The organism is Rodentibacter caecimuris, from assembly GCF_010587025.1.
GTDB lineage: Bacteria > Pseudomonadota > Gammaproteobacteria > Enterobacterales > Pasteurellaceae > Rodentibacter > Rodentibacter caecimuris.
This window is the reverse complement of record NZ_CP040863.1, coordinates 2228168-2244183: the sequence shown is the minus strand read 5'-3', so window position 1 is coordinate 2244183 and position 16016 is coordinate 2228168. Positions and strand designations below refer to the sequence as shown.

6 protein-coding genes are annotated in these 16016 nt (G+C 42.9%); all 6 read right to left on the bottom strand.

The window, feature by feature from the left end:
* Nucleotides 1-352: 352 nt before the first annotated feature.
* Nucleotides 353-1576 carry an HlyD family type I secretion periplasmic adaptor subunit gene (locus FEE42_RS10995; protein WP_059367466.1) on the bottom strand — a complete coding sequence of 408 codons (1224 nt, stop codon included), beginning with the start codon at nucleotides 1574-1576 and terminating at the stop codon, nucleotides 353-355.
* Nucleotides 1569-3794: a type I secretion system permease/ATPase gene (locus FEE42_RS10990; protein WP_164028571.1), complete on the bottom strand. Its 2226-nt coding sequence runs from the start codon at nucleotides 3792-3794 to the stop codon at nucleotides 1569-1571. Before FEE42_RS10990 ends, FEE42_RS10995 begins: the two co-directional genes overlap by 8 nt.
* A gap of 191 nt (nucleotides 3795-3985) precedes the next feature.
* Nucleotides 3986-5248: a TolC family protein gene (locus FEE42_RS10985; RefSeq protein WP_237184429.1), complete on the bottom strand. Its 1263-nt coding sequence runs from the start codon at nucleotides 5246-5248 to the stop codon at nucleotides 3986-3988.
* Between the two features lie 126 nt (nucleotides 5249-5374).
* Nucleotides 5375-12868: a hypothetical protein gene (locus tag FEE42_RS10980; RefSeq protein ID WP_164028569.1), complete on the bottom strand. Its 7494-nt coding sequence runs from the start codon at nucleotides 12866-12868 to the stop codon at nucleotides 5375-5377.
* A 16-nt stretch (nucleotides 12869-12884) separates the two neighbouring features.
* Nucleotides 12885-13757: an OmpA family protein gene (locus FEE42_RS10975; RefSeq protein ID WP_059367472.1), complete on the bottom strand. Its 873-nt coding sequence runs from the start codon at nucleotides 13755-13757 to the stop codon at nucleotides 12885-12887.
* Nucleotides 13758-14604: 847 nt separating this feature from the next.
* A complete protein-coding gene (argH, locus tag FEE42_RS10970) occupies nucleotides 14605-15978 on the bottom strand; it encodes an argininosuccinate lyase (RefSeq protein WP_164028567.1) in 1374 nt (457 codons plus the stop codon).
* Nucleotides 15979-16016: the final 38 nt, after the last annotated feature.

The following is a 16016-nucleotide window of genomic DNA, read 5'->3' as shown; positions in this document are numbered from 1 at the left end:
CGCAACCAATTATAATGCCTTTCCGATCTCAAATCGCGAAAGGCATTTCTTTTCCCTCAAATTTTTCACGCTTGTACGGCATTATGTAGCAAATGCACAATTTAAAGAAAATGTAGGGACACTAGCATGGCATCCCTACCTATGAGATAAAATTTAAGTTTGCACTGCTACATAGAAAGTGCGGTCATTTTCGGCGGTGTTTTTTTGTAACAGGTCAATTTGCCATATCTTTCCCCTGTATTTGGTATGTACAAACGATAGAGGCTGTACTTAGTATCTGCGCCTATCTGCATTCGGTCGGAATCCCATCAGGAATGGAAATTAATCATTTACCGAAAAAATCTACCGCACTTTATCTTTCCTGGAGCGCCTGCTTCATCCTTGTAATCGGCTTAATCAGGTATTGAAACACCGTTTTTTCGCCGGTCTTAATATCCACGGTAGCGGTCATTCCCGGCGTAATATTTAAGCGGTTGCCGTTACGGTCGGTAATATGATTGCCATCGGTTTTCACTAAAATTCGATAGTATGCCTGATCCGGATTCAAATTCAGCTCACTACGGCGACGTTCATCCTGCAATGTATCCGGACTGATTAATTCCACTTTACCTTCCAGCCCGCCGTAAATCGCATAATCATAGGCGCTTATTTTAACTAATGCCGGTTGTTCGGGGCGGATAAAGGCAACATCTTTCGGGCTAATATAGGCCTGCACTAACAAGGCTTCATCCAAGGGTACGATCTCCAAAATATCCTGCCCTGCCTGCACAACACCACCTACCGTATTAATCCGGATATTTTTTACCACTCCGCGCAACGGCGCTTTAATTTGCGAACGTTCTACCGGATCGGCACGCATTGCCATATTCTCACGTGCCTGAGCCAGCTCAGACTCGGTCTGCACCAATTCATTACTGGCATCCGCTACATATTTATTATGGCGTTCGGAAAGCTGTTGGGCTAAATCGGAAGATTGGCGCATCATTCTCAGTAATTCTACTTCCGACATTACGCCTTTTTTCACCATAGGCTGAGTAATACTGATTTCACGGTCGAGTAATTCTTTACTCTGGCTTAATCCGCTAATCGCATCCTGCATAGCCTTATGCCGTGCGTTATAGGCCGCCGTTTCACGATCTTTGATTTCTTGCGGAATGTCTTGCGGAAATGTTAACGGCTCGCCCGAACTTTCGGCTTTCAAGCGGGCAACGATCCCCCTTAAACTCTGTACTTTGGCTTCGCTCTCACGCAAAATCGCCGAACTTCGGGTATCATCAAGTAGTAAAAGAACCTGCCCTTTTTCAACCACATCCCCTTCTTTCACTTTCATTTCCTGAATAATACCGGGATCTAAACTTTGTACGATCTGCTCACGGCTGCTTGGAATCACGCTACCTTGCCCACGTGTGACTTCCTCTAGCGGGCTAAAATATGCCCAAATAACAAATGTCACCAGAAATAAAGCAAACAAGATAATTACCGAGAAAATACCTCGATGTTTTTCCGTTTGTAATGCGGCATTTAAATCATTAATCAATGCTAAATCCGCTTTTTTTACTTCATCATTATTATGCATTTTCTGTTCCCTGTTCAGTCGCTTGCCCGTTTACTTTTTCCGAGGAACCGTTTTCCTGTTCGGTATGTTCAGTACTTTGGTTCCGATTTAGCGTTTTTGGCTGTTCATTTTTCTGTAAATGTGCCAAGACGGCATCCCGTGGGCCATCGATCACGACTTTTCCGTTTTCCATTACAATCACACGACTCACTAGTTTCAACACTTGCATGCGATGTGTTACAACAACCATTGTTCGATTACGCACCCAGTGCCCCAAAGCCTGCAATACCATTTCTTCCGATCCCTGATCCAAATCGCTGGTCGGTTCATCCAACAAAACAACTTGCGGATCTTTAATGGTTAAACGGGCTAATGCCACCAACTGTTTTTGCCCGCCTGACAAGCCCTGACCGTTTTCACCCAGAGGCATATCCAATCCGCGTGGATGGCTGTTAACCAAGGTTTCTAAACCGAAACGGCGTAATGCGTTGACCAGTTCCTGATCACTGGAGAAATTATCCGTACGGGCAATATCCAGATTCTCACGCAATGTTCCTAAAAATAAACGGGGAGCCTGCCCCAACAATGAAATCTGATTACGCACATAATTCGGATCAATTTGGCGAAGATCCACATTATCTAACGTAACTCCGCCGCTTTGCGGTTCATAAAGCCCCGATGCTAACTTTAACAAGGTACTCTTACCGCTACCGACCCGCCCTAAAATAGCTACTTTTTCACCGGGCTGAATCGTAATATTCACTTTGTTCAGCGCATTGGCACTTTCTTTATTGTATTGGAAATTGACATTGTTAAAATTCAGTTTGCCTTGTACCTGTTTTAAGGTGATATATTTCCGTTGTGCATCACGCTCAATCGGGCGATTGATAATATCATCAACACCTTTTAAGGCTAAACGCGCCTGCTGAAAGCGAGTAGCAAGACCGGCGATTTGTGATAATGGAGCCAAAGCCCGGCCGGATAAAATCACTGATGCGATTAATGCCCCCATAGTAATACGGCTGGCTTCGTCCTGACTATGAATTAAATATGTCCCTAAAATTACCAAAAACACCGTATTCAACTGCTGCAAAGCAACCGAGAAATTCACTACAAAGTTACTTAAATCTTTCACTTTTATCTGCGATGCCGAGGTTTTTGCCGTGTACATATCCCAGCGTTGTTGCGCCCAATTGGTCGCATTATTGGCTTTTAAGGTTTCGATTCCGTCCAATGCTTCAACAATCAGTCCTTGACGTTGTGATCCCTCCCGCATGGATTCATTAATTTTTGCCGCTAATTTCGGTTGTACGGCAATACCGACAATAATAACGGTCGGAATAATCACAAATGGCACAAGCGCCAATTTCCCACCGACCAAATAAATGACGAAAACAAATAACAGTAAGAACGGTAAATCGACCAATACTAACAAACTGGCGCTCGTCATAAACTCACGCACCGATTCAAAATCCCGTAGGTTATTCGCATAGGATCCCGAGGAAGCCGGTTTATCAATCAGACGTAATGCCATCACTCGTCTAAATAATGCCGCACTAATAATCAAATCGGCTTTTTTACCGGCAATATCGGTTAAATGTCCCCTAATCATTTTTGCCATAAATTCAAAACTAATGGCAAGCACAACCCCAATACTCAATGCCCATAAGGTCTCATAGGTTTTATTCGGAATAACCCGATCATACACATTCATCACGTATAACGAACTAACCAACGCCAGGAAATTAATAATAAAAGTCGCCAACACAACTTGACCGTAATAGGCTTTAAAACGCCAAATTACTTTCCAAAACCAGGCTTTCGGCATATGGTATTCCGGCAGTTCGGAACGAATATCAGACACGACTTTAGGCTTTACAAACCAACAATAGCCTAAATAAAGTCGGCTTAATTCCTCGTAGCTCAACACCTTTTCCACCGCATCGGATTGACGCACAGTAAACTCACGCATTCTGCCACTACCGGCAATTTTGGTAATCACCAATGCTTCTTCATTATGCAAAATAGCCATCACTGGTACGGCAAGGCTTGGTATATCTTCCAGTTTGCGTTCGGAAACTCGGTTATCAAACCCGTAAGTTCTTAACACTTCGCTTAATGAAGCGAAATTAATGTTTAAATCCCGATCCCGTACAACCTGTGCTGTTAAGGCTTCCTGCGCAACGGGATTACCATGCAATTGCGTGACCAATGCCAAATGTTCAATAATAGATTTCATAATATTAAATTTATTTTAAATACTTTCGATAAGATAGTTTTGGAGTAACTCCAACGATTCATAGCTTATTACTATCTTTAAACCGATTTCTGCGATGATATCACCACGGACAAATTAGGATGTTAAATTCAATGTGGAATGGAGATGCCTACACGATAGTTTTTTATCCCCAATGTTCAGGTCAAAACTTCTCAAAATTTGACCGCACTTTTATTGCCCGCCCACTGGCTGATACGTGCCTGTGAAGCGAGATATAGCAACGCCGCATCCCTGAAATCATTGCGTGCCGTCACTTCTGTGATTTGTACGCTGGTTAAATCTTGGTAAGAATCTAATAAATTAATCAGGCTCCGCGCCGCCACTTCAAACTGTAATTCATTATCTTTCACGACATTACGTTGCAGACCAATTTGCTTCCTCGTTACGGTCATCAACTGCTGGTTGCGCAACATATCCGCTTCGGAAGTTAATGCGCGTTCCTGTATGTTCAATTCAATTTCACGTAACTTGGCCTCTGCCGCTTTTTGGGAATAGTAACTTTGTTGTTCGCTGTATTTTGCCGCCGGATTATAAATATCCCATGACATATTAATATACACTTCATGATTATGACGGCTTGCCGTTCCCTCTAGATTTATTGCCGGTAATTGTCTGGCTTTCGCGGCTTTCACCGCTGCTCTGGCACTGGCTGATTCTTCCTGTTGAGCAAGATAGCTCGGGTTTTGTTCCATTTTCGGATTATGGAAACGATTAATAAACGCCGATACATTTATTTTCTCAAAGGGATCGACTAAATCCTTTTCGGTTAATTTCCCTTTGGTATAACGTCTTAACTGATTTAAGGCGGAATGCATGATACGTTGCTGAATTAAAATACTCGACTCAACTTGATTTTTACGCGACAGTGCCTCATTAACTTCAAAAGCACGTCCTTCATCATAACCGGCAATAACCGTTAAATCCTTCAGAATTTTATTATGCCGTTGCAGACTTTCCTGATAGACGGCAATCATATCTTTTGCACGCAATGCGGTTAAATATAACTGACCGATTTGTTGCCCCATCACTTCTCTGGTTTCGGTTAATTTATGCTGATAATAACCTTCTCTGTGTTTATCCCGTTCAATTTCGGCTTCAATACCGCCCCAGGCATATAAATTTAAACGGGCATTCACTCCCGGACCGGAACGGCGGTTACTGGTATCACGATGGTATTGGCTTGCCACCGAGGTATTCGTAACCGACACTATCGGCAAATGCCCCGCCTCGGAAACCTTAGTCTGACTTTTTGCCATTTCAATATTTGCTTTCGCCTCATCCAAAGTCGGATCCGCCACAAAAGCGTGTTGAAGAATTTCATTTAAGGTTGTCTTCGCCAATAATGCGGATGGAAAAAGCATGAGCGAACCGGCAAAAACAACCGATAACCGCTGCTTAAATAAAAAATTTTTCATAGTTTTCCCTTACATCTGTAGCTAAATCTTATCCATTTTGTATTTTACAAGAAAATCAAAAAGTTAGATAGATAAAATCCCCCGATAAGCATCAGGGGACTTATTTAGATTAAAGAATACAAATTATTAAATAATTTGGATACCTTGTTGGATGTAAATGGCTTCATCATTTACAGAACCATCTGCAGCACGGTAGGTATATTTATCATAAGTAACACCATCGTGAACCACATCGGATTCGGTTTTTTCCCAGAAATTCCAGTTAGCTTTGATTGCACCGCCACCATCTTTAAATTTGGTACCATTGATATATTTTCCGTTGTCACCAAAGTCAACGGTATCATTTGTACCACCCTTAATATAGATAGCTTTAGTCGTATCATTTGCCTGAGTAATATAGTCCTTACTGATACCGATAGTTTGGGCTGTTGGAACAGTTAAATCAATCACTTCAAAGTTCAATACATTCTGTAAGCTAACTTTACTATTGGACTTCGTTAAAACCAGCGTATCGTTTCCATCGCCACCGTCAAGTCTTCCATAATCAGCGCCTGTTTCGATACGATCACCCATAATAGCCACATCGTCACCGGCACCTAATTTAGCTTCTTGGCGTGCAAATAATCCGCTTACAGAGAAAGTATCATTGCCATCTCCCATGTCGATCACACCACTTGCAGGGGCTTTTGTGCCGACAGATTTAGCAATAAATACGTCATTGCCATTACCAAAGGTAATGGTATTGGCATCGTGCATTGCGCCAACTTCCATATAATTATCGCCGTTACCAAAACTAATTGTTTTACTTCCTGCGAAATCTTTATTGACATCAGCACGTAGTACGTCATTACCATCTCCGAAACTAATATCTGCTCCCAATGCTTGAACAGTTGTACCACTAAAGTTAATGACGTTATTACCTTCACCCATTCTGATATTATAGTTACCAATAATGAATGAACCACCAAAGGTTATCTTGTCATTTCCTTCACCCATATCAAAGTAACCATCTGCCGCGGCTCCCATTGACTGCATATTACCACGAACTTGAATGTGGTCGTCACCGGCTCCCATCTCAATTTTATTTGTCCAACCTACACCAATTGTACGAGATACAGAGCCATTGTAACTCCCCATTCCACCAAAATTATCTAAACCCACAATTAAGGTATCATTTCCATCTGTTGAAACAAACACGCCCTCATCCTTACTTCCTGTAGTTTGACCAGGAAGAGCATTATTCGCATCATCAAAGTTACGACCATTTGGATTCGGTCCTTTTTCTGCAGTGTAATCTGTAAACAGGTTTCTTACCGCATTAATTTTGGTCTCAGATACATTACCTGCAGCATCAATGACTTGAATTGTGATACTACCGGCAACTTTACGATTCCAGTTAGCCAAATTAAGGGTATAAGTACCATCACCATTATCTACGGCATCGCTCAATGCAGTTTCTCCCGTACCATTATGGTATTTATATTTAATAGTAGCACCGATTTCAGAGACACCATCAGCTTGAAGAATCATGGTATTGGTATCTGCATTTAACTCTTTGACATCCATTGCTTCAACAATAGTATCCAATCGATATGTAAATGCTTTCTCTGATAAATCCACTCCATTTTGGTCTTCAACCAACACTTTATAGCGATATAACGTATTTGTTGTTTCTGATTGTGGATTCGCCGGTGTAACGGTGTAATCAAGACCATTATTCGTCATTTGACCCGTTAAATCTTCAACCGTACTTTCACGACCATCAACAATGGTATAGCGTAGAACTTTAACCACCTGACCGGATTGAAGCGCTTTATCAAGGGTAAAGTGTAATGCCGCTTTTGGATCATTGGTTAAACCTGTTTGACGGCTAATCGCCTTCGTTGCATCAGTATCTGCCATTCCATCGATACGTCCGACATATCTATCTGTGTCCGTATAGAAGTCTGCTACATTCGGTGCATCGTCCGTTAACGTATCTTGAAGATAAATATCCGTAACAATTGGCGCACTTTCTGTTTTATCTTCATCAGTAACTTCAATACCGTTAGCATTTACGGTTGCAAGAACACGATATTCCGTATCAAATTTAGGATAGTGATAAACTGTTTGGGTTTCAGTTAATTCATCTTCACCTGAACCGGTAACAGTTGTTTTGGTCGTTTCCACAGGTACTTTAATTGACCAGGTACCGCCAGTAACCTCTACATGCGTGCTATAATAGCTAGCACCTTTACTATCAAGAATTGTTACAATAACAGGAGTTCCATCCGGAACATTCGTTGTTGTGCCACTAACAGTAAAGCCTTTAACAATAGTTGTTACGCCATTTTCTGTCGTGTTGCTGATTTCTTCAGTAGTTACATTCGAAGGTAAGAATTGTGCATAGCCGTCAGTACCTTCAGCAACTTGGGCTTGACCTGCGATATTGTTAATATCAATAGTTGGAGTAGCGTCTTGTTTAGAAGTGTCATTGACTGTTACTTCATTCCCTTCAACACCACCTACGCTAAACTTACCTTTTTCCGCACCTTCGGTTGTGTTATCCGCTTTCACCGGTGTTGTAATGGTAAACTCGGTTACTCCCGCCGGAACGTTTAATGTGCCGTCTGCGTTTTGTGTCACACCATTACTGAAAGTTGGTGCTTCAAAATCAGCCTCACCTAATTCACCCGGATTCGTGCCCTTCGGCAAGCTAAACGGTAAACTTTCGTTTCCGTTGTTATTAGTCAGTTTCACGGTAGTAACTACATTTTGACCTTCATCTGTCGGTGTTGTTGAGACTACGCCATCACCATTGGTGTTATCAACACCAGCGTCCTTCGGATCAGTGCCAGCATTTACCGAGTCCGCATCTGCTGAATTACCCGCGTCATTCGTACCTTTTGCATTTACCGGTTCGCCGTCTTTCACTTTATCTGCTGGAATAACAACCTTATCGCCAACAATGGTTGCACCTGTGCCATCATCATTGGTCACCGTCCAACCACCATCCGGTTGTTTTTCCGCAACCACAGTTTTCGGATTGCCGTCTTCGTCTTTAAACGTAACTTCAACTTTATTATTATCCGCACCCGGTTCAATCGTTACTTTACCATCATTATCCTGCGATGTGATGGTTGGTTTGTCTGCCGGATCTGCAGGTGTTTCCGATGTGTCGTTAACCGTAAATTCATTACCCTCAACACCGCCTACGGTAAATTTACCTTTCTCTGCACCTTCGGTTGTATTATCCGCTTTCACCGGTGTTGTAATGGTAAACTCGGTTACTCCCGCTGGAACATTTAATGTGCCATCCGGATTTTGTGTTACGCCATTACTGAAAGTTGGCGCTTCAAAATCCGCCTCACTTAATTCACCTGCATTCGAGCCCTTCGGCAAGCTAAACGGTAAACTTTCGTTTCCGTTGTTGTTAGTCAATTTCACTGTGGTAACCACATTTGAACCTTCATCTACCGGCGTGGTCGAGACTACACCTACGCTTGCACCGTTATCATCCGTACTTAGATCGACACCTGCATTCTTGCTATCCGTTCCTGCCGTGCCTTTACCTTCCGGACTTTCATTATTTGATGTATCCGTTGCTGTCGCTTTTACTTCCGAACCATCTTTTACGCCATCTTGAGGTATCGTCACCTCACCTGTTGCCGGATCGACTATTATACCCTTATCTTTCGCTGCTTGTGGGATGCCCCAAACTCCGTCATTACCTTTTGTGACGGTGACTGTTTGAGGTTGATCTCCTTCATCTGTATAAGTGATATCCACTTTTGATGTATCAGCATCAGTTGGCGGGGTCACTACTACCGAACCATCCGTTGTGCTTGCTGTAACAGTTGGGGCAGCCGGTGGCGTTGTGTCTGAAGGAGTTGCTGAAGTATCGTTAACCGTAAATTCATTACCCTCAACACCGCCTACGGTAAATTTACCTTTCTCTGCACCTTCGGTTGTATTATCCGCTTTCACCGGTGTTGTAATGGTAAACTCGGTTACTCCCGCCGGAACGTTTAATGTGCCGTCTGCGTTTTGTGTCACACCATTACTGAAAGTTGGTGCTTCAAAATCAGCCTCACCTAATTCACCCGGATTCGTGCCCTTCGGCAAGCTAAACGGTAAACTTTCGTTTCCGTTGTTATTAGTCAGTTTCACGGTAGTAACTACATTTTGACCTTCATCTGCCGATGTTGTTGAAACTACACCATCACCGTTGGTGTTATCAACGCCTGCATCTTTCGGATCTGTGCCTGCATTAACCGCCTCCGCATCCGCAGTATTACCTGAGGTATTTGTGCCTGTTGCATTCACCGGTTCACCATCTTTCACTTTATCTGATGGAATGACCACTTTACCATTTTCAACCGTCGCGCCTGTACCATCGTCATTAGTGACAGTCCAATTACCATCCTGACCTTTTTCCGCTACAACAGTTTTATCATTGCCATCTTCATCTTTGAATTTGATTTCAACTTTGTTGTTATCTGCACCTGGCTCAATTGTTACTTTACCATCATTATCTTGTGATGTGATGGTTGGTTTATCTGCCGGATCCACAGGTGTTTCCGAGGTATCGTTAACAGTAATTTCATTACCTTCAACACCCCCTACCGTAAATTTACCCTTTTCCGCTCCTTCAGTTGTATTATCCGCTTTCACCGGGGTCGTAATGGTAAACTCGGTTACTCCTGCCTGCACATTTAATGTACCATCTGCATTCATTGTTACCCCATTGCTGAAAGTGATCGCGTCTTTGTCAAAGTCTGCCTCGCTTAATTCACCTTGAGCCGCTCCGTTTGGTAAGCTAAACGCCAGTTTGTCGTTACCGTTGTTGTTAGTCAATTTTACGGTAGTAACTACATTTTGACCTTCATCTGCCGATGTTGTTGAAACTACACCATCACCGTTGGTGTTATCAACGCCTGCATCTTTCGGATCTGCACCTGCATTTACCGGATCTGCATCAGCCCGATTGTCGAGATCATCACGACCTATTGCATTAACTTCCCCACCGTCTTTTAATTTATCCGCAGGAATTGTAACGATGCCAGAATCCTTATCAACCGTCGCGTTATTGCCAGTAGTATCAAAGAATAAGATCCACTCACCATTTTCTTTCTTTATAGCAACAGTTTGGTCTTTATCATTTTCATCTTTGAACTTAACTCCCATTATGACATTATCATCACCCGCTTTTACTGTTACAGAACCGTCATTTTCAGCCGTGATAACAGGTTTATCCGCCGTTGTATCCGGATTATTGCCCGCCGTTGTTGCATCAGCAGCCGCCGCATTACCTTTATCATCCGTACCGATTGCCGTTACTTCAGAGCCGTCTTTCACTTTATCTGCCGGAATTGTAACGATGCCAGAATCCTTATCAACCGTCGCGTTATTGCCAGTAGTATCAAAGAATAAGATCCACTCACCATTTTCTTTCTTTATAGCAACAGTTTGGTCTTTATCATTTTCATCTTTGAACTTAACTCCCATTATGACATTATCATCACCCGCTTTTACTGTTACAGAACCGTCATTTTCAGCCGTGATAACAGGTTTATCCGCCGTTGTATCCGGATTATTGCCCGCCGTTGTTGCATCAGCAGCCGCCGTATTACCTTTATCATCCGTACCGATTGCCGTTACTTCAGAGCCGTCTTTCACTTTATCTGCCGGAATGGTAAATGTGCCATCATTTTTCGGCGTGACGTCCGGATTATCTGATGTCCAGTTACCGTCAGCGTCTTTAGTTAACGTTGCGGTTTTTTCCGTACCGTCTTCGTCGGTATATTTCACCACGACTTTAGTATTGTCTTCGCCCGGTTTCACGCTAACTGAACCGTCGGTTTCCGGGGTTAAGGTCGGTTTATCCGCCGTTGTATCCGGATTATTGCCCGCCGTTGTTGCATCAGCATCCGCCGTATTACCTTTATCATCCGTACCGATTGCCGTTACTTCAGAGCTGTCTTTCACTTTATCTGTCGGAATGGTAAATGTGCCATCATTTTTCGGCGTGACGTCCGGATTGTCTGATGTCCAGTTACCGTCAGCGTCTTTAGTTAACGTTGCGGTTTTTTCCGTACCGTCTTCGTCGGTATATTTCACCACGACTTTAGTATTGTCTTCGCCCGGTTTCACGCTAACTGAACCGTCGGTTTCCGGGGTTAAGGTCGGTTTATCCGCCGTTGTATCCGGATTATTGCCCGCCGTTGTTGCATCAGCATCCGCCGTATTACCTTTATCATCCGTACCGATTGCCGTTACTTCAGAGCTGTCTTTCACTTTATCTGTCGGAATGGTAAATGTGCCATCATTTTTCGGCGTGACGTCCGGATTGTCTGATGTCCAGTTACCGTCAGCGTCTTTAGTTAACGTTGCGGTTTTTTCCGTACCGTCTTCGTCGGTATATTTCACCACGACTTTAGTATTGTCTTCGCCCGGTTTCACGCTAACTGAACCGTCGGTTTCCGGGGTTAAGGTCGGTTTATCCGCCGTTGTATCCGGATTATTGCCCGCCGTTGTTGCATCAGCATCCGCCGTATTACCTTTATCATCCGTACCGATTGCCGTTACTTCAGAGCTGTCTTTCACTTTATCTGTCGGAATGGTAAATGTGCCATCATTTTTCGGCGTGACGTCCGGATTGTCTGATGTCCAGTTACCGTCAGCGTCTTTAGTTAACGTTGCGGTTTTTTCCGTACCGTCTTCGTCGGTATATTTCACCACGACTTTAGTATTGTCTTCGCCCGGTTTCACGCTAACTGAACCGTCGGTTTCCGGGGTTAAGGTCGGTTTATCCGCCGTTGTATCCGGATTATTGCCCGCCGTTGTTGCATCAGCATCCGCCGTATTACCTTTATCATCCGTACCGATTGCTGTTACTTTAGAACCGTCTTTTACTTTATCTGCTGGAATAGTGAATGAGCCGTCACCTTTTGGTGCTACGTCCGGATTGTCTGATGTCCAGTTGCCATTTGCATCTTTCGTCAAGGTTGCTGTTTTTTCATTGCCGTTTTCATCAGTATATTTCACCACAACTTTCGTGTTGTCTGCGCCAGGTTTTACGGTTACCGAACCATCAGTTTTAGCATCTAACGTTGGTTTATCTGCTGTATTGTCGGTATTCTCATTACCGCCGCCACTACTTCCGCCATTGCTTGCCGCAATCGCAATACCTGCTGCCAATGGAACTAACGCTAATAACCACCACGGGTTAAACGCCCAGAAGGCACTCGCTAGATCTTCACCTCCTAACGCTTGTGGTGCAGCCACTTCTTCTGCTAACATACTCACCGCATCCGATTTTAAGCCGGATTCCGGTACATAGGCATAAATGCCGCCATTTTCATGTTGACCAACAATTAAGTTGCTTACTTCTTCTGAATTTTCATCACCGTAGTAACCTTTAATCACTACATCTGCGCTCATATCGCCGTCTTCCAAAAAGAGTTTTAAATCCTTTCCTTCACGTTTAGCGATGATATTTTGTGGACCAAGACCGGTTTGGTTGTCAATTAATTGGTAATTTGATTTATCTCTTGCTTCAATAACCAACATTTCACCTTGAGTAATTTGGTGGCTGGCTATCACTTTTTTAGCACTTAATACTTTTAATGTGGTTGACATAAATACTCCTTAATCATTAGTTTCCATAAACTGCGATTTCTACACGGCGATTTGGTTGGTTGCACTGATTACGTTGTGCGCCTTTATAGGCATCGCAATTGCTTACCACCAGTTCCGCTTTACCGTAACCCACCGCATTAATCGGCGCGGTTACACCTGCTTTTTGTAATGCTAATTTCACGGTATTCGCCCGTTTTTGTGATAACGCTTGGTTATAGCTTGCCGAACCTATCGGGTCTGTATGACCGGAAACGGTTATTTTGCTAATTGATGGCATGGATTTGACTTTCTCGGCAAATTCTTCAATTTTTTCTTTGCCGTTCGGCAAAATGTCGTTGTAATTGGATTTGTTAAAATCGAATAATGCGCCCGCTTCCAATGACTCCACCGCTAATATGCCTGCACCGCAATTCCCTGCGGCAGGAACGCGTGAAAGGGTTTGATTTTCTTTAGCTAATTGAGAAACTTCCTGTTCTCCGACCGCACCTTCCACTTGGTTAAACACGAGTTTACCGTTTTGTTGACTTACTTTGATATACATTGTTTGGTTGACCGGTAGTGTATAGTTCACCCCCTGCGTACGATTGCCAAATTTGCCGTTACTGCTATAAGAGGCACTGAATAAATGTTTGTCCGCACAAACCACTACCGGTGTGTACGCATTTGGCAGTAATGAGGCTTGATAATTGCCGTCAACATACACATTGACCGCCGGGCCTTGTACATCATCCTGACGATAAAATACAGCCAAAGATTGGTTTTCCTCCAACTGCTGAGCATTAATTTTGCTTTGTTCAAAATTACTCCACGTTTCTAGTGGCTGATTCACATCTCGTGCGCAGCCAGTCAATGCAGCTACCACGCCGAGACAAAGCAATGTTTTGTTCATACTTAACCTCTTTAATAGTTAATAAAATTGTTGAGATTCAATAAATAAAATTACTTTTCCTTCACACTACACAACTCCATAGCAGATGGGGCATCCAATCCAAACAACCGAGGAAAAATAATATTGTCGAAAACGCTCGGGCGATGTTGAAAAATCACGCCTAACGCCATCAACACCTGAATTTTTTGAAGAGACTAAAATACAAAAAACTCAAGATTGAGGGTTCTTGATACAAGAACCCTCAATCTTGAGTTTTTTGTAAATAGAATTCCACCTAACCTTTTCCTGGCGGAAGGAGAAAGAAAAATTATGCTTTATGCTGTCTGCTGTCTGCTGTCTGCTGTCTGCTGTCTGCTGTCTGCTGTCTGCTGTCTGCTGTCTGCTGTCTGCTGTCTGCTGTTCATCAGTGTATGTCCTGAATTTGAAATTGGAAGAATCGTGCGCCTACTTTACATATATTTTATTGTAAATGCCAATTTTTTTTAAATGTTATGGTTTTATTACAGAAACTTGGGCTTTTTAATCTTAAAAGTGTTAATGATAACCTTACTTTAAGCTGTTAGAATGCTCCCTATTGGCTACTGCACCTATTGAAACCAAAAAAGCTAACCCATACTTATTAAATAACTTTCAACCGTACTTCCATAAAAAAATTCCCTTAGTTTTTTCGCTATAGAGGATTTTAATTCATACATTAGCGTATATTTTTATAAACCAAAGTGCGGTCATTTTTAGCCTGATTATGAATAGCGGTAGTAAACGTACAAAATAATCTTTTGCGCCTCTGCTGCATAATACCGAGAAATTCAACTATTTTTCCCACCGCACTTTCTATTTATTTTATTGCTTAGGCAAATCTTGCTTTCGCTTCTGCAATGGCTTCTGCTACTCGTAATGGAGAAACGCCGCCTTTTGCACAACGTTTATCCAAACAGGATTGCAGGGAAAGAATGTTGTACACATCATCTCCCACCACCTCGCTAAACTGACGAAATTCCGGAATAGTTAAATCTTCCAACCCTTTGCCTTTTTCAATCGCATACACCACTGTTTCCCCCACAATATGATGGGAATCACGGAAAGGTACACCTTTAGCAACAAGATAATCAGCCAATTCAGTCGCATTTGAATAGCCTTTTAAGGCGGCTTCACGGGTACGTTCAACGTTCACTTTTAACTCGTCCAATACGAAAGTGGCCATGTCCAAACAATCTTGCCAAGTATCCAAGGCATCGAAAATGCCCTCTTTATCTTCTTGCATATCTTTGTTGTAGGCGAGCGGTAACCCCTTTAAAGTCATCAACATTCCGGTTAACGCGCCCATTACGCGACCAGCTTTGCCACGAATTAATTCGCAGGCATCCGGATTTTTCTTTTGTGGCATTAAAGATGAACCTGAAGTTACACGATCCGATAATTCGACGAAATTTGCTTCTCCACTATTAAAAATAATCATATCTTCCGCAAAACGGGAAAGATGTGCCATACTCAGGGAGGCTGTAGAAAGTAATTCTACGATATGATCACGATCCGACACGCTGTCCAAACTATTACGGGTCGCAAAGTTAAACCCTAAATCTTGAGCAAGTGTGTCGCGATCCACCGCATAAGCCGTCCCCGCCAATGCACCACTACCAAGCGGGCAAGTATTCATGCGTTTATAAGCATCGCTCAAACGGGTGTAATCCCGATCAAACATTTCTACATAAGCCATACACCAATGGGCAAAAGTGATAGGTTGCGCACGTTGAAGATGGGTGTAGCCCGGCATCACGGCCTCTTGGGTATTTTCAGCGGTTTGCACTAAATGACGTTGTAAATTCCGAATTGAATCCTGTAATTCGATCACACGTTGTTTACACCACATTTTAATATCAAGTGCGACTTGATCGTTACGACTACGTCCGGTATGTAATTTTTTTCCAAGATTACCGACTTTATCAATCAGTTTACTTTCCACCCAACTGTGAATATCTTCTGCTTCATCTTGCAAAATTGCTTGTGGATTCGACCGCACTTCGATCAATAATTCATTTAATGCCTGCTCTAACCTTTGTTGTTCATCCGTCGTTAAGACATTCACTTTTACTAATGCTTTCGACCAACCGATTGATCCTTCGATATCCTGTTCGGCGAGACGATAATCAAAACGTAATGAATCATTAAAATCTTTAAAACGCTTATCTGCCGCTTGTGTAAAACGCCCACCCCAAAGTGCCATAATATCCTCTTTCTTATCATCAATGACCCCAAAGTGCG